At 64.6% G+C, this 20754-nt stretch carries 16 protein-coding genes; 1 reads left to right on the forward strand and 15 read right to left on the reverse strand.

The window, feature by feature from the left end:
• Window positions 1-2: 2 nt before the first annotated feature.
• The 15 genes from astB to E8F12_RS29910 all read right to left on the reverse strand — a co-directional run bounded on the left by astB (window position 3) and on the right by E8F12_RS29910 (window position 17894).
• Complete coding sequence (gene astB / locus E8F12_RS29840) at window positions 3-1349, reverse strand: N-succinylarginine dihydrolase (protein ID WP_280328807.1); 1347 nt, start codon at window positions 1347-1349, stop codon at window positions 3-5.
• On the reverse strand, window positions 1346-2809 hold the full coding sequence (astD, locus tag E8F12_RS29845) for a succinylglutamate-semialdehyde dehydrogenase (protein WP_280328808.1): 1464 nt from the start codon (window positions 2807-2809) through the stop codon (window positions 1346-1348). Before astD ends, astB begins: the two co-directional genes overlap by 4 nt.
• Window positions 2810-3832, reverse strand: coding sequence for an arginine N-succinyltransferase (gene astA / locus E8F12_RS29850; protein WP_280328809.1), 1023 nt, complete (start codon window positions 3830-3832; stop codon window positions 2810-2812).
• A 95-nt stretch (window positions 3833-3927) separates the two neighbouring features.
• A complete protein-coding gene (aruF, locus tag E8F12_RS29855) occupies window positions 3928-4944 on the reverse strand; it encodes an arginine/ornithine succinyltransferase subunit alpha (RefSeq protein ID WP_280328810.1) in 1017 nt (338 codons plus the stop codon).
• 150 nt (window positions 4945-5094) lie between these two features.
• Window positions 5095-6315 (reverse strand): aspartate aminotransferase family protein, encoded by a 1221-nt coding sequence (locus E8F12_RS29860; protein ID WP_280328811.1) that lies wholly within the window; start codon window positions 6313-6315, stop codon window positions 5095-5097.
• A 372-nt stretch (window positions 6316-6687) separates the two neighbouring features.
• Complete coding sequence (gene argR / locus E8F12_RS29865) at window positions 6688-7677, reverse strand: transcriptional regulator ArgR (RefSeq protein WP_280328812.1); 990 nt, start codon at window positions 7675-7677, stop codon at window positions 6688-6690.
• Window positions 7678-7785: 108 nt separating this feature from the next.
• Entirely contained in the window at window positions 7786-8550 is a 765-nt protein-coding gene (aotP, locus tag E8F12_RS29870; protein WP_280328813.1) for an arginine/ornithine transport ATP-binding protein AotP, read from the reverse strand.
• Between the two features lie 19 nt (window positions 8551-8569).
• Window positions 8570-9682: a M14 family metallopeptidase gene (locus tag E8F12_RS29875; protein ID WP_280328814.1), complete on the reverse strand. Its 1113-nt coding sequence runs from the start codon at window positions 9680-9682 to the stop codon at window positions 8570-8572.
• A 4-nt stretch (window positions 9683-9686) separates the two neighbouring features.
• A complete protein-coding gene (locus E8F12_RS29880; RefSeq protein WP_280328815.1) occupies window positions 9687-10385 on the reverse strand; it encodes an ABC transporter permease in 699 nt (232 codons plus the stop codon).
• Window positions 10382-11071, reverse strand: coding sequence for an ABC transporter permease (locus E8F12_RS29885; protein WP_280287490.1), 690 nt, complete (start codon window positions 11069-11071; stop codon window positions 10382-10384). Before E8F12_RS29885 ends, E8F12_RS29880 begins: the two co-directional genes overlap by 4 nt.
• Window positions 11072-11179: 108 nt before the next feature.
• Window positions 11180-11962, reverse strand: a complete 783-nt coding sequence (locus tag E8F12_RS29890; protein ID WP_280328816.1) for an ABC transporter substrate-binding protein — start codon at window positions 11960-11962, stop codon at window positions 11180-11182.
• Window positions 11963-12632: 670 nt separating this feature from the next.
• Window positions 12633-14588, reverse strand: a complete 1956-nt coding sequence (acs, locus tag E8F12_RS29895; protein WP_280328817.1) for an acetate--CoA ligase — start codon at window positions 14586-14588, stop codon at window positions 12633-12635.
• A 297-nt stretch (window positions 14589-14885) separates the two neighbouring features.
• Window positions 14886-16379, reverse strand: coding sequence for a sodium/proline symporter PutP (putP, locus tag E8F12_RS29900; RefSeq protein ID WP_280328818.1), 1494 nt, complete (start codon window positions 16377-16379; stop codon window positions 14886-14888).
• A 215-nt stretch (window positions 16380-16594) separates the two neighbouring features.
• Entirely contained in the window at window positions 16595-16747 is a 153-nt protein-coding gene (locus E8F12_RS29905) for a hypothetical protein (RefSeq protein WP_280328819.1), read from the reverse strand.
• 394 nt (window positions 16748-17141) lie between these two features.
• The gene (locus tag E8F12_RS29910) at window positions 17142-17894 is read right to left on the reverse strand and encodes an AraC family transcriptional regulator (RefSeq protein ID WP_280328820.1); all 753 of its coding nucleotides are present in this window, start codon (window positions 17892-17894) and stop codon (window positions 17142-17144) included.
• Window positions 17895-18041: 147 nt separating this feature from the next.
• On the opposite strand from E8F12_RS29910, the gene lon reads away from it, so the two are divergent.
• Complete coding sequence (gene lon, locus E8F12_RS29915) at window positions 18042-20441, forward strand: endopeptidase La (protein WP_280328821.1); 2400 nt, start codon at window positions 18042-18044, stop codon at window positions 20439-20441.
• Window positions 20442-20754: the final 313 nt, after the last annotated feature.

A 20754-nucleotide genomic window follows, 5' to 3' on the forward strand; every position in this document is an offset into this window, starting at 1 on the left:
TCTCAGTTGAGCTGGAAGGGATAAACAGCGCCCAGTTTAAGGATCTGCGTCAGTTCATCCAATGCCGTCCGGCACTCGACCAGCAATTGCGGGTCGGCCAGGTCGCTTTCGCTGAGGCGGTCGCGGTAGTGCTTCTCGACCCAGGCGGTCAGGGTGGCGTAGAGCGCGGGGGTCATGATCACACCCGGATTCACCGCCGCCAGCTCGCTTTCCTTCAGCGCCACACGCAGGCGCAGGCAGGCGGGCCCACCGCCGTTCTGCATGCTCTGCTTGAGGTCGAACACCTTCACTTCACGAATCGGCCCCTGGCCCGAGGTGAGCTCGTTCAGGTAGTTCCAGACGTTGGCGTTGCCGCGGCACTCTTCCGGCACGATCAGCAGCATGCTGCCGTCGTCGCGGCTGAGCAGCTGGCTGTTGAACAGGTAGGAACGCACTGCGTCCTCCACGCCCACCGCACTGCGCGGCACGCGTACCGCCTGGAAGCGGCCGCCGCGTCGGCCCAGCTTGCCGTCCAGCTCGGCGAGGACCTTGTCGGTCTCGAGGAAGGCGTCCTCGTGGTAGAACAGTACCTCGCCGTTGCCCACCGAAATCACGTCGTTGTGGAACACACCCTGGTCGATCACCGCCGGGTTCTGTTGAGCGTAGACCACACCCTCGGCGCCAAGGCCGTGCAAACGAGCGACCGCCTGGCAGGCTTCCAGGGTCTGCCGCGCCGGATAGCGCTGCGGAGACGGGAAGCGCGCGTCGAAGGCGCTGCGGCCGAACACGAAGAACTCCACGCCGGCATCGCCATAACCCTTGCAGAAACGGGTGTGGTTGGCCGCGCCTTCGTCACCGAACTGCCCCACCGCCGGCAGCGCGGCATGGTGGGCGAAGAACTTGTCGTTGGCGAACATGGCGCCCAGCACGCGGCTGGTAGTCGGGTGTTCGATCGAGCGGTGGAACTTGCAGTTCAGGTTGGCGGCGGTGAAATGCACACGGCCGTCCGCGGTGTCGGCACTGGGGCTGACGGTGCAGGAGTTGGCGGTCCACATGCTCGAGGCCGAGCTGCAGGCGGCCAGCAGCGGCATGGCTTCCTTGGCGGCCTGGGCGATCACGTCGGCATCGCTGCCGGAGAAGCCCAGGCTGCGCAGGGCAGCGACGTCCTGGCGCTCCTGCGGGGCGAACACGCCCTGCTTGAAGCCCATTTCCATCAGCGCCTTCATCTTGCCCAGGCCCTGCAGTGCAGCTTCCTTCGGGTTGGAGACCGCCTGGCTGTTGCTCTGCGAGGCAACGTTGCCGTAGGACAGGCCACCGTAGTTGTGGGTCGGGCCGACCAGTCCGTCGAAGTTCACTTCATAGGCGTTCACAAGCTGACTCCTGGAGTAAGGGTTGCAGGCAGGGCAAGGGTTTCGCTTTCCAGCGAGGCCACCGGATAGGCGCAGTAGTCCGCGGCGTAGTAGGCACTGGCGCGGTGGTTGCCGGAGGCGCCGACTCCACCGAAGGGCGCGCTGCTGGCGGCGCCGGTCAGTTGCTTGTTCCAGTTGACGATGCCGGCACGGCTTTCGATGAGGAACCGCTGGTAGCGCTCGGCCGAATCCGACAGCAGGCCGGCAGCCAGGCCGTACTGGGTGGCGTTGGCCTCGGCTATCGCGGCATCGAAGTCGCTGTAGCGGATCACCTGCAGCAGCGGGCCGAAGAATTCTTCATCCGGGCGGTCGGCCACGGCGCTGACGTCGAGAATGCCGGGCGTGAGCAGCGCGGCATCGGCCTGGGGCTGGGTCATGGCCAGCAGCGCCTTGGCGCCCTTGGCGATCAGTTGCTGCTGGGCCTGCAGCAGGTGCTGCGCGGCGACCAGGGAAATCACCGAGCCCATGAAGGGCGCGGGCTGGGCGTCGAAGGCGCCGACCTTGATGGTACTGGCCACGCTCACCAGGCGCGCCAGCAACGCATCGCCCCAGGCGCCTTCCGGCACCAGCAGGCGGCGGGCGCAGGTGCAGCGCTGGCCGGCGGAAATGAAGGCCGACTGGATGATGGTGTAGACCGCGGCATCCACATCCTGGACCTGATCCACCACCAGCGGGTTGTTGCCACCCATCTCCAGCGCCAGGATCTTGTCTGGGCGGCCGGCGAACTGCTGATGCAGCAGATTGCCGGTGCGGCTGGAGCCGGTGAAGAACAGACCGTCGATACCCGGGTTGCCGGCCAGGGCGACGCCGGTTTCGCGGGCCCCTTGCAGCAGGTTGAGCACGCCGGCCGGCAAGCCGGCCTCGATCCAGCATTTCACCGTCAGCTCGGCGACCTTGGGGGTCAGCTCGCTGGGCTTGAAGATCACCGCGTTGCCGGCCAGCAGCGCCGGCACGATATGCCCGTTGGGCAGGTGGCCGGGGAAGTTGTACGGGCCGAACACCGCCACCACGCCGTGGGGCTTGTGGCGCAGCACGGCAGTGGCGTCGGCCAGGGGACCGCTCTTCTCGCCGGTGCGCTCGCGATAGCTCTGGATGGAGATGGCGACCTTGTTGACCATGCTGGTCACTTCGGTAGCGGATTCCCACAGCGGCTTGCCGGTTTCCTCGCCAATGCAGCGGGCCAGCTCGTCGGCATGGCTGCGCAAGGTCACGGCGAACTGTTCGAGGACGCCGATGCGCTCCTCCAGCGGGCGACGGGCCCAGGCCGGGAAGGCGGCGCGGGCGGCTTTCACCGCTTCGTCCACCTGGGCCGCAGTGGCGCCACGGCCGGACCAGACGACCGCCTGGGTCACCGGGTTCAGCGACTCGAACGCCTCTCCCTGCCCTGCCTGCCAGTTACCTGCAACGAAATGGGTGCTCATTTATACGGACTCCTTGGCCGACAGCGGCACGGCGCGTACGGAGGCGCCGGCGGAGAGTTTCAGGCGTTTGGCCGTCAGCGCGTCGACCACCAGGGTGCCGGCGGCCAGGCGGGCCGGCGCAGCGGTGATGCGGCAGTCTTCGCGCTTGCGGTTGTGGATCAGGAATGGCGTGGCGTCCCCGCCCGGGGTGCCGACGGCCAGGACCAGGCTCTGGCTGTCGCGCACGGCGCGGATCTTCGCCGTCTCGCACTCGATGGCCGGGCCCGCGTCGAAGATGTCGACATAGCCCTGATAGCTGAAGCCTTCGCCCTTGAGCATGGCCAGGGCCGGCTCGGTATCGGTGTGCACGCGGCCGATGACCTCGCGCGCCGCCTCCGACAGAAAGCACGTGTAAAGCGGGAATTTGGGCATCAGTTCGGCAATGAAGGCCTTGTTGCCGACGCCGGTGAGGTAGTCGGCGCGGGAAAACTCCATCTTGAAGAAGTGCCGGCCCAGGCTGTCCCAGAAGGGCGAAACGCCGTTCTGGTCGGACATGCCGCGCATTTCGGCGATGACCTTGCCGCCGAACAGTTCGGGGAACTCGGCGATGAACAGGAAGCGCGCCTTGGACAGCAGCCGGCCGTTCAGGCCGCTGCGGTGGCCGGCATGGAGGAACAGCGAGCAGAGCTCGGAGTTGCCGGTCAGGTCGTTAGCCAGGAACAGGGTCGGAATCTGCCGGTGGATGTGCAGTTCCTGGGAGGCGCTGACGGTCAGGCCGACCCGGTAGTTGTACCAGGGCTCGCGCAGCCCCACCGCGCCGGCAACGGCGGAAATGCCGATGACGGTGCCGTCGTCGTCCTCGAGGACGAACAGGTAGTCCGCATCGGCGCGCTCGGCCTCGCCACGGAATGCCTTTTCCGCCCAGCCGACGCGATGCGCCAGGCGCTCTTCATTGGCCGGCAATGTGGTCAGGCCTGCGCCAGTGCTGCGCGCCAGGTCGATCAGGGCCGGCAAGTCGGCGCTGCGTACGGGACGAACGATCATGGATCCTCCGGATTAGCTACAAGCTTCAAGCGGCAAGCTACAAGTTGGAAGGCAGGCTGGCTTGCCGCTAGTGGCTTGCAGCTTGCCGCTTTGGATCAAACCGCGACCAGGCGGACGCTGGCACCCTCGCCGACGCCCAGGGCTTCGGCGGTGTCCTCGTCGAGCACCACGGGCTTGCCGGGCACCCAGTCCAGCTCCGCGACCAAGGCGCGGAAATCCTGCAACTGGCCGTTGCACACCAGGTACTGGCGGCCGACCTTGCCCTGGTCGCCGAGCTTGACCGGCACCATGCGGCTCTGGGCGATGGAGCGGATGCTGGAGGTGCGCGCGTGCAGGGTCGGACCGCCGTCGAAGATGTCGATGTAGTTGTCGGTCTCGAAGCCTTCGCGCATCAGGATGTCGAAGGTGATCTGCGCCCGCGGGTGCACCTGGCCCATGGATTCCTGGGCGGCGTCCGGCAGCAGCGGCACGTAGATCGGGTAATGCGGCATCAGCTCGGCGAGGAAGGTGCGGCTCTTCAGGCCGGACAGGCGCTCCGCCTCGGTGTAGTTGAGGTCGAAGAAGTTGCGCCCCACCGCATCCCAGAACGGCGACTCGCCCTGCTCGTCGCTGTAACCGACGATCTCCACTACCACGGCATCGGCGAAGCGTTCCGGGTGGCTGGCCATGAACAGCAGGCGGGCGCGGGAATTGAGCTCGGCCATGGGGGTGTTCACCAGGTCGCGCTGGACGTAGAAGCTGGTCAGCAGGCTGTTGCCGGTGAGGTCATGGCAAAGCGACAGGACGTGGATCTTGTTGTGGATCGCAAGCGACCGCGAGGCGTGCACGAAGGTCTCGTTGCGGAAACTGTAGAAGGGCTCGGAGAAACCGGCGGAGGCGACTATCGCCGAGCAGCCGGCCAGGCGGCCGGTCGTGCTGTCTTCGAGGACGAAGAAGTAGCTTTCTTCGCCATTGAAGCTCACTTCGGCGGAGAAGGATGCCTCGGAGGAGCCGATCTTCTCGCCCAGGACCTGGGCGTCGTCCGGCAAGGAAGTGACACCCACGGGGCTATCCGCGGCCAGGCGCTGGACTTCAGCGAGGTCGGCCATTTGCGCGGGGCGCATCACCAGCATGGGGTCACTCCTTTTCTTGTTAAAAGCTCCGGGCGAACCGCTCGATCCGTCCGGAGAAAGCCGGGCCCCGATGGCCCGCGCTCACGCATGAATCCGTTTCATCCCTGGGTTGTACGCACAGCGCGTCCTTGCGCTGCGTACCGCTGTGGCTTACGCCTGGGTCAGCTTGGCCACGGCGCGCTCGAAGCGGTCCAGGCCTTCGTCGATGTCCGCATCCGGGATCACCAGGCTGGGCGCGAAGCGCACCACGTCCGGGCTGGCCTGCAGGACCATCACCGCTTCCTTCTCGGCAGCGTTCAGCACGTCCTTCGCCTTGCCCTTCCAGGCTTCGGAAAGCACGGCACCGATCAGCAGGCCAAGGCCGCGAACTTCAGTGAAGATGCCGTACTTGGCACCGATCGCCTCGAGGCGGGCCTTGAACCGGTCATGCTTGGCATTGATGCCACTGAGCACTTCCGGGGTGTTGATCACGTCCAGCACAGCTTCAGCCACGGCGCTGGCCAGCGGATTGCCGCCGTAGGTGGTGCCATGGGTGCCCACCGAGAGATGCTTGGCGATCTCGCTGGTGGTCAGCATCGCGCCGATCGGGAAACCGCCACCCAGGCTCTTGGCACTGGAGAGGATGTCCGGGGTCACGCCGTAGTGCTCGTAGGCGAACAGGTAGCCACTACGGCCCATGCCGCTCTGCACTTCGTCGAACACCAGCAGTGCGTTGTGCTCGTCGCACAGCTTGCGGGCGCCTTCCAGGTAGGCCTTGTCCGCCGGCAGCACGCCGCCCTCGCCCTGCACGGGTTCCAGGACCACGGCGCAAGTCTTGTCGGAGATGGCCGCCTTCAGGGCTTCCAGGTCGTTGAAAGGCACATGGGTGATGCCTTCCATCTTCGGCCCGAAGCCATCGGAGTATTTCGGCTGGCCGCCGACGGTCACGGTGAACAGGGTGCGGCCGTGGAAGCTGTTAGTGGCCGAGATGATCTCGTGCTTCTGCGGGCCGTAGACGTCGTGGGCATAACGGCGGGCCAGCTTGAAAGCCGCCTCGTTGGCCTCGGCGCCGGAGTTGGCGAGGAACACGCGCTCGGCGAAGGTGGCGTCCACCAGCTTCTTGGCCAGGCGCAGGGCCGGCTCGTTGGTGAAGACATTGGACACGTGCCAAATCTTGTTGGCCTGCTCGGTGAGCGCCTTGACCAGCGCCGGGTGCGCATGGCCAAGGGAGTTCACGGCGATGCCGCCGGCAAAGTCGATCAACTCGCGACCGGACTGGTCCCAGACTCGGGAACCCTGGCCTCGCACCGGGATGAAAGCGGCGGGGGCATAGTTGGGAACCATCACCTTGTCGAAATCGGCGCGCTCGACCTGCGCATGCTCAACGGACATCAGTTTCTCCTGCCATGAACGGCTAGTGATGAAAGGATTGTAGGGACTGATTCGGGGTTGGCATTGCCGCCATGCGACAACTTCTTACAGCGCCAACCCGGCGAAAACCGGCGCTTATGGAAATGCGACAGAAAGCGTCGGGAAGGCGCAGTTTAAACGCTGATCGCCGCTGCCAGGCACGCGCGGGGAAAATTTCTCCACGGGGTGACTGGTGGGTATTCACGCATGAGGGGATTGGGAAAGCTGTGGGGGGCGAATTCGTTCGCCAAGGGCAGCGCAGCTGCCCCATGGGAACCTGAAAGGCAGGCCTGCGGCCTGCTTAGCGAATGAATTCGCCCCCACAAGAGAAGAAGAAGCGGGGAAAAAGAAGGATCAGCCCCGTTCGGCCACCGCCACCGGCTGCGGCTGGGTCTCGAAGGGGCTGGCGCCGCGGCGCTGGTTGCGGTCTTCGCGGGGGGTGACGCCGAAGAAGTTGCGGTAGGCGCTGGAGAAGTGCGGGCCGGAGGAGAAGCCGCAGGACAGGCCGATCTGGATGATCGACTTGCTGGTCTGCATCAGCATCTGCCGCGCCTTGTTCAGGCGCAGCTCCAGGTAGTACTGGCTGGGCACACGATTGAGATACTGCTTGAAGATGCGCTCCAGCTGACGGCGGGACACGCAGACGTGCTGGGCGATCTCGTCAGTGGTCAGCGGCTCTTCGATATTGGCTTCCATCAGCAGCACGGCCTGGGTCAGCTTCGGATGGCTGGAGCCGAGGCGATTCTGCAGCGGGATGCGCTGGCGCTCGCCGCCTTCGCGGATGCGCTCCACCACCAGCTCCTCGGACACCGCACCGGCAAGCTCGGCGCCATGGTCGCGGGCCAGTAGCGCCAGCAGCAGGTCGAGCACGGCCAGGCCGCCGCAGGCAGTGAGGCGGTCACGGTCCCAGTCGAACAGGTGGCTGGTGGCGATCACCTTGGGAAAACGCTCGGTAAAATCGTCCTGCCAACGCCAGTGCACCGCCGCGCGGTAGCCATCCAGCAGGCCCAGTTGCGCCAGCGGATAGACCCCGGCGGACAGGCCGCCAACCACGCAGCCGGCACGCACCAGCTGCTTGATCGCCGCCGACAGTGCCGGCGACAAGTTCGCCGGTGGCTCGTCGGCCAGCAGGAACAAGCGCTGCAGGCCGTCCAGCTTGCCGGCCCAGGCATCGCCAGGCAGGCGCCAAGCGCCCTCGGCAGCCGGTTCGGCCTGCAGGAAAGACATCTCGTAAACCACTTCCGGATGGAGTCGCTGGGCAACACGCAGGGCTTCCTCGGCCAGCGCCAGGGTCAGCGCCTTGGTACCAGGCCAGAGGAGAAAGGCGATTCGATGGGCAGTCATGGCAGGCAGCTTAGCAGACCCCGGAAAGAGGAAGGGAACAAGGCAAGGGCAGGCTTGCGGCCTGCATTCTAATGCGCCGCGGCGGCCCTGGGGCCGCCGCGTCGGAGATCACTTCAGGCTGCCGGAAAGGAACTGCTTGAGGCGATCGGACTGCGGGTTGGCGAGCACTTCCTTCGGGCAACCACGCTCCTCCACCAGGCCCTTGTGCAGGAACACCAACTGGTTGGAAACTTCGCGGGCAAAGCCCATCTCGTGGGTCACCACCACCATGGTACGACCTTCCAGCGCCAGGTCCTGCATCACCTTGAGCACTTCACCCACCAGCTCCGGGTCCAGGGCCGAGGTGGGCTCGTCGAAGAGCATCACTTCCGGCTCCACGGCCAGGGCACGGGCGATGGCCACGCGCTGCTGCTCACCGCCGGACATGTGCGACGGATAGGCATCCTTGCGGTGCGCTACGCCCACCTTGGCCAGGTAATGCTCGGCCTTCTCGATGGCTTCCTTCTTTGGCACGCCGAGCACATGCACCGGCGCCTCGATCACGTTCTCCAGGGCGCTCATGTGCGACCAGAGGTTGAAATGCTGGAACACCATCGCCAGGCGCGAGCGCATGCGCTGCAGCTGCTTGGCGTCGGCGGCCTTGAGGCCGCCGTCCCTGTTGGCCACCAGCTTCAGCTCCTCGCCATTGAGGAGGATCTTGCCGCCGTGGGGCTGCTCCAGCATGTTGATGCAGCGCAGGAAGGTACTCTTGCCCGAGCCGCTCGAGCCGATGATGCTGATGACGTCGCCCGCCTTGGCCGCCAGGGACACGCCCTTGAGCACTTCGTGGCTGCCATAGCGCTTGTGCAGGTCTTGGACTTCCAGTTTGTACATGGTCTAGGTCTCGTTTGGCTCAGTCGCTCAGCAGGCGTCCCTGACGAATGGGTTCACGGCCGGCCACCTTGGCCAGCCACAGTCCAGGTTGCGCGAAACGCGTACGTTCGCGCGCGAACAGCACTCCATCCACCGACGCGCGCACCACGGCGTGGCGGTCATCCAGCGGATCGATCACCTCGAACAGCGGGTCGCCCGCCTTGACCCTGGCCCCGGCGGGTTGCAGGAAGCTCACCACCCCGGCATGGGGCGCGTAGAGGTATTCGGCGCCCTCGAAGGGCGTTGGCTCGCAGCTCTCTTGCGGCGCAGCCGGCCACTCGCCAGCGATCAGCCCCTGCTCGGCGAGGTAGGCCAGGATGGCTTCGGCACGCGCCTCGGCGAGCGGCTTGTCGGTGTCCGCCATACCGCCCAGCTCGACCGTGGTCGCCATGCAGGCCGGGGGAATCGCCGCCTGGGGAAAACGATGCGCTAGGCGGAGCCAGGGCAGCGAGCAGGATTCGTCGAAGGAGCTGCCGCCGGAGTCTTCGGCTGTCAGCACGGCGCCCGCGTGCAGGCGTGCCGCCAGTGGACGCAGCGCAGCCGCGTGCTGCGGCAGGCAATAGAGGTGCACGGCGGCCTCGAAGTCGCAATGCAGGTCCAGCACCAGGTCGGCGTCGCAGGCGTGCTGAAGCAGCAGGCGCTGCAGGCCGGTCAGCTCGGAACCCGCCGGCGGCAGCGCGGCAAAGGCTTCCTGCATGGCCTGGCGGATCAGCGCAACGTTGGCCTCGGCATCGGCGCCCAGGCGCCCATCCACTCGGGGCGCCACCAGGCTGGCCAGATCAGGGAAGTCGCGGTTGAAGTTCTTGCCGCTGCCGAACTCGAAACGGCCCTGCTGGGTCGCCTGGAGCAGTTGGCCGAGGCCGATAGGGTTGGCCACCGGCGCCAGTTCGATCAGGCCGGTCAGGCAGCCCTGCTCTTCCAGTTCGCGCAGACGGCGCTTGAGCTCCACCGCCACACGCATCCCCGGCAGCTCATCGGCGTGCAACGAGGCCTGGATATAGGCCTTGCGCCCACCGCTGCCGAAACGGAAGACCGTCAGCTGGCGGCGGGTCCCCAGGCAACCCCAGGGCAGTTCATGATCGATAGTTTGCATGGCATCAGGCCCTGCGCGGGGCCAGGTAGGCCAGGTAGCGACGCTCGGCGGCCTTGAACAGGCGCACCAGGATGAAGGTCAGGCACAGGTAGAACGCACCGGCGGTGATGAAGGCCTCGAACGGCAGGTAGTACTGCGAGTTCACGGTGCGCGCGGCGCCGGTGATGTCGATCAGGGTAACGATGGACGCCAGGCTGGTGGTGTGCAGCATCATGATCACTTCGTTGCTGTACTGCGGCAGCGCGCGACGCAGCGCCGAAGGCAGGAGGATGCGGCGATAGAGCTTGGCGCGGGACATGCCCATGGCCTTGGCCGCCTCGATCTCGCCATAGGGAGTGGCCTTGATGCTGCCGGCGAGGATTTCCGCGGTGTAGGCACTGGTGTTGATGGCGAATGCCAGGCAGGCGCAAAAGGTCGCGTTGGACAGGTAAGGCCAGAGCGCGCTCTCACGCACGGCCTCGAACTGGGCCAGGCCGTAATAGATGAGGAACAGCTGCACCAGCATGGGGGTGCCGCGGATCACATAGGTGTAGAGCCAGGCGGGGAAATTCACCCAGGGCTGCTTGGATACGCGCATCAGCGCCAGCGGCACGGCCGCGGTCAGGCCCAGCGCCAGGGAAATCGCCAGGAGCTTGAGGGTCACCAGCACGCCACCGAAGTAGAGCGGCAGGCTCTCCCAGATCACGTTGTAGTCGAAGATCATAGTTCAGCCGCCTTGATGCCTGCCGAGTAGCGCCTTTCCATGTAGCGCAGGGCCAGCAGGGAAACGCTGGTCAGCACCAGGTAGAGCGCCGCTACCGCAAGATAGAAGGTGAAGGGTTCACGGGTCGCGTCCGCTGCGCTCTTGGCCTTGAACATCATGTCCTGCAGGCCGACCACCGAGATCAGCGCGGTGGCCTTGGTCATCACCAGCCAGTTGTTGGTGAAGCCGGGAATCGCCAGGCGGATCATCTGCGGCACCAGGATGCGGAAGAACACCTTGGTCCCGCTCATGCCATAGGCCAGGCCTGCCTCGCCCTGCCCTTTCGGGATCGCCATGAAGGCGCCGCGGAAGGTTTCCGAGAGGTAGGCACCGAAGATGAAGCCAAGGGTGAAGACGCCGGACCAGAAGGGGTCCAGGTCGATGTAATCCTCATAGCCGACCATGGGCGCCACGATGTTCACCACCTGCTGGCCGCCGTAGAAGATCAGCAGGATCAGCACCAGGTCCGGAATGCCTCGAATCACGGTGGCATAGGTCTCGCCCAGGATGGACAGCCACCTGATCGGAGAGAGTCGGAAAGCCGCACCGATCAGGCCGAGCACCACCGCCATGGTGATGGACGACAAGGCCAGCAACAGGGTGAGCCAGGCACCATCGAGAATGGTCGAGCCGTAGCCGTTGAGCATGATTCAGATCCTCATGCAGCGCGCCGGACCGAGCCGGACGGCACCGCTACAACGAAAAAGTGGCACAAACCGCTATCTGAAGTTTGTGCCACTTTCTGGGAAAAGCGATTACTCGCCGTAGACGTCGAACTTGAAGTACTTGTCCTGCACTTCCTTGTATTTGCCATTGGCACGGATGGCGGCGATGGCATTGTTGATCTTCTCGGCCAGGGCCTTGTCGCCCTTGCGCACGGCGATGCCGGCGCCTTCGCCGAAGTACTTCTTCTCGGTGAAGTCCGGACCAACCAGGGCGAAGCCCTTGCCGGCGTCGGTCTTGAGGAAGCCGTCGTCGATGTTGACCACGTCCGCCAGGGTGGCGTCGAGGCGGCCGGCAGTCATGTCGAGGAAGATTTCGTTCTGCGAGCTGTAGCGCACCACTTCGACACCGGCCGGCGCGAAGACGTCAGTGGCGTAGCGATCGTAGATGGAGGCGCGCTGCACGCCGACCTTCTTGCCCTTGAGATCGGTCAGCGGGTCATTGACGACAGCGCCTTCCTTCATCGCGAGGCGAGCGGGGGTGTGGTAGTACTTCTTGGTGAAGTCCACCGATTTCAGGCGCTCTTCGGTGATGGTCATGGACGACAGCACGGCGTCGAACTTGCGCACTTTCAGGGCCGGGATCAGGCCGTCGAATTCCTGCTCGATCCACTTGCACTCGACCTTCATTTCTTCGCACAGGGCGTTGCCGATGTCGTAGTCGAAACCAGTGATCTTGCCTTCCGGAGTCTTGAACGCGAAGGGCGGATACGCCGCTTCGATACCGATACGCAGGGGCTTGGCATCATCGGCGATGGCTGCCAGCGGCGACAACAGGGACAGCGCGATGGCGCCGAGAAGTGCAATCTTTTTCATCTTATGACTCCTTCAAAGTGGTACGGCTTCTGTTGGCAGCGTGAGAGTTCGCCCAGACGGTCCACGAATTGTAGAAAGAGTCGTCGTCTTTGCTGGCTGATGGCCGTAGGCAAAAGGCTCCGACTGGGTGTGCGGCATTCTAGCCACAGCCCTTAAGCCGATATTTCTTCAATGCGACAACAAATTACAGAAGCGCCGAAGAGGGGGAGGAAGAGGATTGACAGGCGCGAAGAAAAGTGCCGGAAAAAGATGCTAAATAACCTGGTATTCCAGCAATTATCAGGCCACAAAATAGAGAAGCCTTACTTTCAGGCACCTCCAGGATTTCGACTTGTTCCGAACAAGCTGGAGAATGCCCCGGAACGATCCATTGCGTTCCCGAAGGAATCGAATGGGTGCACGGCGTAACGCGAGATGTTACCTGGAGCGACTCCCCTTCCCCGCCATGCCGAAAACCCGATATTGAATCGGTATTTAGCGCGAGCGGCGCACCACCCGGACTTGTAGGAGCGAGGGGGACGCCGAGTTCTTGCTCGCGAACAGCCCGAGCGCCACCTTTCGCGAGCAAGCTCGCTCCTACACCAAGCACAGCTCACTCTGATACCCCGCCCACAAATGCAAAACCCCGCCCCGGCTTGTGGCCGGGGCGGGGTTTTGCGGCAGAGCCGGGTCAGGCTGCCTGCATGGTGCGGTGAGTATCGATGAGGTGTTGCACCACGCCGGGATCAGCCAGGGTGGAGATGTCGCCGAGGGCATCGTATTCGGCGACGGCGATCTTGCGCAGGATACGGCGCATGATCTTGCCCGAGCGGGTCTTCGGAAGGCCCGGAGCCCACTGGATCACATCGGGGGTAGCGATCGGACCGATCTCCTTGCGCACCCAGTTCCGCAACTCCTGGCGCAGTTGCTCAGAAGAGTCCTCGCCGGCGTTCAGGGTGACATAGACGTAGATACCCTGCCCCTTGATGTCGTGCGGCACGCCAACCACCGCAGCCTCGGCCACTTTCGGGTGCGCGACCATGGCGCTCTCGATCTCGGCGGTGCCCATACGGTGGCCGGACACGTTGAGCACGTCGTCCACGCGGCCGGTGATCCACCAGTAGCCGTCTTCGTCGCGACGGGCGCCGTCGCCGGTGAAGTACATGCCCTTGAAGGTCTTGAAGTAGGTGTCAACGAAGCGGTCGTGGTCGCCGAACAGGGTCCGTGCCTGGCCTGGCCAGGAATCGATGATCACCAGGTTGCCTTCCGCGGCCCCCTCGATGATGTTGCCCAGGTTATCCACAAGCGCCGGCTGCACACCGAAGAACGGCCGCGCGGCGGAACCCGGCTTCAGCGCATGCGCGCCCGGCAGCGGGGTCATCAGGCAGGCGCCGGTCTCGGTCTGCCACCAGGTGTCGACGATCGGGCAGCGGCTCTGGCCGACGTTTTCGTAGTACCAGTGCCAGGCCTCGGGGTTGATCGGTTCGCCCACCGAACCCAGCAGGCGCAGGCTGGAGCCGTCGGCGCCTTCGACCGCGGCCTTGCCCTCGGCCATCATGGCGCGGATGGCGGTCGGGGCGGTGTAGAGGATGTTGACCTTGTGCTTGTCGACGATCTTGGCGACGCGGGTCATGTCCGGGTAGTTCGGCACGCCTTCGAACATGACCGTAGTGGCGCCGTTGGCCAGCGGGCCATAGACCAGGTAGGTGTGGCCGGTGACCCAGCCGATGTCGGCGGTGCACCAGAAGACTTCGCCCGGACGGTAGTCGAACACGCGCTCATGGGTCAGCGAGGCGTAGGTCAGGTAGCCGCCGGTGGTGTGCAGAACGCCCTTGGGTTTGCCGGTGGAGCCGGAGGTGTAGAGGATGAACAGCGGGTCCTCGGCACCCATTTCCTTCGGCGCGCAGGTGCTGCCCGCCACTTTCATCAGGTCCTCGTACCAGACGTCGCGGTGCTGGTTCCACTTGATCTCGCTGCCGGTGCGCTTGACCACGATGATCTTCTGCACGCTGCTGGTTTCAGGGTTGGTCAGCGCGTCGTCGACATTGGCCTTCAGCGGGGTCTTCTTGCCGCCACGCAGGCCCTCGTCGGCAGTGATCACCACCTTGGAGTGGCAATCGATGATTCGGCCGGCCAGCGCCTCGGGCGAGAAGCCGCCGAACACCACGGAGTGGATCGCGCCGATGCGGGTACAGGCCAGCATGGCGACTACGGCTTCCGGGATCATCGGCATGTAGATGGTCACCACGTCGCCGCGGTGCACGTCCTGGCCGCGCAGGGCGTTGGCGAACTTGCAGACGCGCTCGTGGAGGTCGCGGTAGGTGATGTGCTCGTGCTCGGACGGGTCGTCGCCTTCCCAGATGATCGCTACCTGGTCGCCACGCTCGGCGAGGTGACGGTCCAGGCAGTTGGCGGAGACGTTGAGGGTGCCGTCGGCGAACCACTTGATGTCGACGTGATGGTCGTCGAAGGAGGTCTGCTTCACCTTGGTGAAAGGCTTGATCCAGTCGATGCGCTTGGCCTGCTCACGCCAGAAGCCATCGGGATTGATCACGGACTGCTGGTACATGGCTTTGTAGGTCGCCTCGTCCGTCAGGGACTGGGCGGCCACTTCAGGGCGGACCGGATACAGAGAAGCAGCACTCATGGGTCATACCTCGGTGGGTAGTTGTTTTTGTATGGAGCCTTTTGTATCCCCCGCACTGTAGTGGAGCCATTCGACCATCGTCTTACCAAACTCGGACTATGGTCGAAGCCGCTCAAATCGTGCCCCACCAAAGCCTGCCGGAACCGCCCAATGGAGGCGCCCGCAATCACCCGGGCAAAAAAAACCGGCCCATATCCGCGGACATGGGCCGGTGAAGCACTATCGGGTCGTTGGTGAGAGCCCGGGCATCAAGCCCGGCTGACGGCACGCGGACGACCGGCCGCGCGCCGTACAGAGTCAGACGTGGGCGTCCTGGTATTCCTTCTCGGCTTCGTCGAAGCGTTTGACCATCGCGGCGGACGGGCCGTTGCCGATGCGGCTGAAGATCAGGATGCCGAGGGTGCAGAGGATGAAGCCCGGAATGATTTCGTAGAGGCCGGTCCAGCCGAAGAAGTTCTTCCAGACCACCACGCTTACGGCACCGAGGATCATGCCGGCCAGGGCGCCGTTGCGGGTCATGCCCTTCCAGATCAGGGACAGGATCACCACCGGGCCGAAGGCGGCACCGAAGCCGGCCCAGGCGTAGGACACCAGGCCCAGCACCTTGCTCTCCGGGTCAGCGGCAATAACGATGGAAATCACGGCCACCAGCAGCACCATGGCGCGACCAACCCAGACCAGCTCGGCCTGGCTGGCGTTCTTGCGGAAGAACGCCTTGTAGAAGTCTTCGGTCAGGGCGCTGGAGCAGACCAGCAGCTGGCAGCTCAGGGTGGACATCACGGCCGCCAGGATTGCGGACAGCAGCACGCCGGCGACCCACGGGTTGAAGAGGATCTTGGCCAGCTCGATGAACACGCGCTCGTGGTTGGCGGTTACGGCGCCAGCCTGGTCAGGATGGGCGGAGAAGTAGGCGATGCCGAAGAAGCCGACGGCTACCGCGCCGCCGAGGCAGAGGATCATCCAGGTCATGGAGATGCGGCGGGCGTTGGGGATGGACTTGACCGAGTCGGCAGCCATGAAGCGCGCCAGGATGTGCGGCTGGCCGAAGTAGCCCAGGCCCCAGGCAAGCAGCGAGATCACGCCGACGAAGGTAGCGCCCTTGAACATGTCGAAGTTGGTCGCATCCTGCATCTCGATGGCGACGAACGTGGTGTCCACGCCGCCGGTGGCGATCATCACGATGATCGGAGTGAGGATCAGGGCGAAGATCATCAGGCTGGCCTGGACGGTGTCGGTCCAGCTCACGGCGAGGAAGCCGCCGACGAAGGTGTAGCAGATGGTGGCGGCAGCACCGGCCCAGAGGGCGGTTTCGTAGGAGATGCCGAAGGTGCTCTCGAACAGGCGGGCACCGGCGACGACGCCGGAAGCGCAGTAGATGGTGAAGAACACCAGGATCACCACGGCGGAGAAGATGCGCAGGATGCGGCTGTTGTCTTCGAAGCGGTTGGTGAAGTAATCCGGCAAGGTCAGGGCGTTGCCGTTGTGCTCGGTCTGCACGCGCAGACGGCCGGCGACCAGCAGCCAGTTGAGGTAGGCGCCGATGATCAGGCCAATGGCGATCCAGCTTTCGGAGAGACCGGAGAGGTAGACGGCACCCGGCAGGCCCATCAGTAGCCAGCCGCTCATGTCGGAGGCGCCGGCGGACAGCGCGGTAACGAAGCTGCCGAGGCTGCGGCCACCCAGGATGTAGTCGGAAAGGTTGTTGGTGGAGCGATAGGCGGCGAAGCCGATCAGCACCATGGCCGCGATATAGATCACGAAGGTGATCAGCATCGGATTGCTCATACTCATGGGGGTCTCCCCTGCTCGTTTGTTTTTATTCGGGGCGGCGGGTTGTCCGCTCCCGTGGTTGCTATTTGGCAGACGCTTGTGACGGCTACCGGTTTGATCCTCGACCACGCCGGCGACAGAGCCGAGCAATCCTCGTCGAGCAATGCTTGCAGGGCATCCGGCCCTGCCAATGCAATAGAGGACCAAGCCCCGGGAGGCTCAGTCCGCCATGCGAATCAGTGGAATTCCCGGTATGCCCCGCAAAAGCCGCGGATCATGCGGAAATCAGGAGGCATGAGGGCCAACAGACCGCAAACGACATCGGAAGAGAAGGCGGCAATGCGGGCCTGGATGGATTCACCCCGCACGACGTGACTTGCTGTCGACATCACGCCCCTCCTTTATGTGGAAAACATTGCTATTGGGTCTAGTACAACCTCACCGGCCAGCCAGAACGCTTCCCGTTCCCGGCACCCCGTAAGGCGAGTGCGGAATTTAGAGATATGGCACTCCGCCTTTCTTATCGGATTCTCTGATTCCTTTATCGAATGCTCTGATTCAGGGAACTTTCCGCCAAAAGGTGCAACCTGCCGCCTACCAGAAGTGTCGGCCATTTCGCCCAAAAAGCTGTATTGGCCGGGAAGTCGGGTTGCGCCATTTAGTAGAACCATACATCGAGAACGCAAATTCAGGTTGCAACGACCGACAACCAACGGGTTGCTCCTACTCGAGCAAAACCGATGACTGGCCTGCCCAGGCGACAACTCAGGAGCGGGGTTGGGTTTATTCGGCGCCGCGCAGGCGTTTGGGAGTCAGGCCGAGATAGCGGCGCATGGCCGTGGTCAAGGCGCTCTGGCTGGAGAAACCGCATTCCTCGGCGATGCGCACCAGGGCCTGGTCGCTCTCGCGCAGCAGGCGGGCCGCTCGGTCGAGGCGGGTCTTCAGGAGGTACTGGTGGGGCGTGAGGCCCACGCAGTCCTTGAACTGGGCGTGGAAGTGGCTGGGGCTGAGGCAGGCGACCTGGGCCAGTTCGGCGACGCTGATGCGCCGGGCCAGGTTGCCCTGGATGTAACCGTCCAGGCGTTCGACATCGAGGCTGCCGGCCGGCCGCCGCTTCACTTCACCGAACAGCCGCAGGTAGAGGGCGCGCAGCAGGGTGCCGCCCAGGGAACGCGCCAGCAGCGGATCGCTGCCGTAGCGAGCGAGTTCCGCGCCGGCATAGCTCAGCAGGTTCTGGAAATCCGCATCCAGCTCGGGGTAGCGCGGCGTCTCGAAGAGACGGCCGAGCAGATCGAGGTCCTCGGCCGAGGTGCCCTGCTCATCCAGGTCGAGGATCAGCATACGGTTCTCGCCCATGCCGGCGAACTGGTGCCCGGCATCACCCGGCACCAGGCAGGCGCGCATGCGGCAGACCTCGCCGCCACGGCCATCCACCTCGAATTCGGCGCGGCCGGCGAGGGACAGCACCAACTGGTGATGATCGTGGGCGTGGTGGTTGGCCTGGTTGTCCAGGCGCAGGAGGCGGGCTTCGAGCATGGGGCGGCTTGATCAAAATTTGCGCATTCTAGCGATGACACCGTCGATTGCCCAGCGCCGCCAGACGGGGAGCCAGCCGCTCGGCCGGTTGAAATGCCCATCGCCCTGCCCCATCTAGGCTTAATGAGCCAACTGCCAGGTGCCCCCATGAGCGATCAGGACATCAACGCCGACATCGTCGAAGAAGCCACTTCCAGCCAGAGGACAGGCCTGGTATTGCCCGGCCAGGCGCTGCCGGACAAGGTCTACATCATTCCCATCCACAACCGCCCCTTCTTCCCGGCCCAGGTGCTGCCGGTGATAGTCAACGAAGAGCCCTGGGCGGAAACCCTGGAGCTGGTGGCCAAGACCGACCATCACTGCCTGGCGCTGTTCTTCATGGAGCAGCCTCCGGAAGACCCGCGCCACTTCGACCCCAGCACCCTGCCCGAGCACGGCACCCTGGTGCGGGTGCACCATGCCAGCCGCGACGGCGGCAAGCTGCAGTTCGTCGCCCAGGGTCTGTCGCGGGTACGCATCCGCGGCTGGCTGAAGCGCCATCGCCCGCCCTACCTGGTGGAGGTGGATTATCCGCAAAGCCCCCTGGACCCGCGTGACGAGGTCAAGGCCTACGGCATGGCGCTGATCAACGCGATCAAGGAACTGCTGCCGCTGAACCCCTTGTACAGCGAGGAGTTGAAGAACTACTTGAATCGCTTCAGCCCCAACGACCCTTCGCCGCTGACTGACTTCGCCGCCGCGCTGACCACCGCCCCCGCCCGTGAGCTGCAGGAGGTGCTGGATATGGTGCCGGTGCTCAAGCGCATGGAAAGGGTCCTGCCGATGCTGCGCAAGGAGGTGGAGGTCGCTCGACTGCAGAGCGAGTTGTCCGCCGAGGTGAACCGCAAGATCGGCCAGCACCAGCGCGAATTCTTCCTCAAGGAACAGCTGAAGATCATCCAGCAAGAACTGGGCATCACCAAGGACGACAAGAGCGCCGACGCCGACGGCTTCCGCGCCCGTCTGGACGGCAAGGTCCTGCCCGATCAGGCCAGGAAGCGCATCGACGATGAGCTGAACAAGCTGTCGATCCTGGAAACCGGCTCGCCGGAATACGCCGTCACCCGCAACTACCTGGACTGGGCAACCGCTGTGCCCTGGGGCGTCTACGGCAAGGACCGCCTCGACCTGAAACACGCCCGCAAGGTGCTGGACAGGCACCACGCCGGCCTGGACGACGTGAAGAGCCGCATCCTTGAATTCCTCGCGGTGGGCGCCTTCAAGGGAGAGATCTCCGGCTCCATCGTGCTGCTTGTCGGCCCGCCCGGCGTCGGCAAGACCAGCATCGGCAAGTCCATCGCCGAATCCCTGGGCCGTCCCTTCTACCGCTTCAGTGTCGGCGGCATGCGCGACGAGGCGGAGATCAAGGGCCACCGTCGCACTTATATTGGGGCCCTGCCCGGCAAGCTGGTGCAGGCGCTCAAGGAAGTGGAGGTGATGAACCCGGTCATCATGCTCGACGAGATCGACAAGCTCGGCGCCAGCCACCAGGGCGACCCGGCCTCGGCCCTGCTGGAAACCCTGGACCCGGAACAGAACGTCGAATTCCTCGACCATTACCTGGACCTGCGCCTTGACCTGTCCAAGGTGCTCTTCGTCTGCACGGCCAACACCCTGGACGCCATCCCCGGCCCGCTGTTGGACCGCATGGAGACCATCCGCCTCTCCGGCTACATCACCGAAGAGAAGCACGCCATCGCCAAGCGCCATCTCTGGCCGCGCCTGCTGGAACGCACCGGCGTGCCGAAGGAGCGCCTGGCCATCACCGACGGCGCGCTGACCTCGGTGATCGAGGGCTATGCCCGCGAGGCCGGCGTGCGCCAGCTGGAAAAGCAGTTGGGCAAGATCATCCGCAAGTCGGTGGTGCGTCTACTGGAAGAGCCCGAGGCGAAGATCAAGGTCGGGCAGAAGGACCTGGAGCACTACCTCGGCCAGGCGCCCTTCCGCAAGGAACAGCTGTTGGCGGGCATTGGCGTGATGACCGGCCTGGCCTGGACCAGCCTGGGCGGCGCCACCCTGCCGATCGAGGCGACACGCATCCACACCCTCAACCGCGGTTTCAAGCTCACCGGCCAGCTGGGTGAGGTGATGAGGGAGTCGGCGGAGATCGCCTACAGCTACATCAGCTCGCACCTGAAGCAGTACGGCGGCGATCCGACCTTCTTCGACCAGGCCTTCGTCCACCTCCACGTGCCGGAAGGCGCCACCCCCAAGGACGGTCCCAGCGCCGGCGTCACCATGGCCAGCGCCCTGCTCTCCCTGGCCCGCAATCAGGCGCCGAAAAAAGGGGTGGCCATGACCGGCGAGTTGACACTGACCGGTCAGGTGCTGGCCATTGGCGGCGTGCGCGAGAAGGTCATCGCCGCGCGCCGGCAGAAAATCTTCGAGCTGATCCTGCCCGAGGCCAACCGCGGCGCCTTCGAGGAGCTGCCGGACTACCTCAAGGAAGGCGTGACCGTGCATTTCGCCCGCCGCTTCGCCGATGTCGCCAGGGTGCTGTTCGACTGAGCCTGCCGTTGTGGGCGAATTCATTGGCCATGTCTACGCCAGCTGTTGCCGCATCGAACAAAACGCTCTAGTACGGTATTTTCAGGCCTCCGCACCTGCCTGATACATCCCTCACCCCCGCCCCTCTCCCTGAAGAGGAGAGGGGTGACTCGCGCCTGACAGGGCGCAGCAATCCTGATGCCTGATCAGTGCCTGAACCTGTGCAGAAGAGGTGGGGCAGCGACTCTGCCCCGTCAGGAGGCCAAGCGGCATCGTTGCGCAGGGGGACGAGCGGCATGGATGCCGCGAGAGGCGTGCGGGGCCATGGATGGCC

The organism is Pseudomonas sp. BN102 (assembly GCF_029871245.1).
In the GTDB taxonomy this organism is placed as follows: domain Bacteria; phylum Pseudomonadota; class Gammaproteobacteria; order Pseudomonadales; family Pseudomonadaceae; genus Metapseudomonas.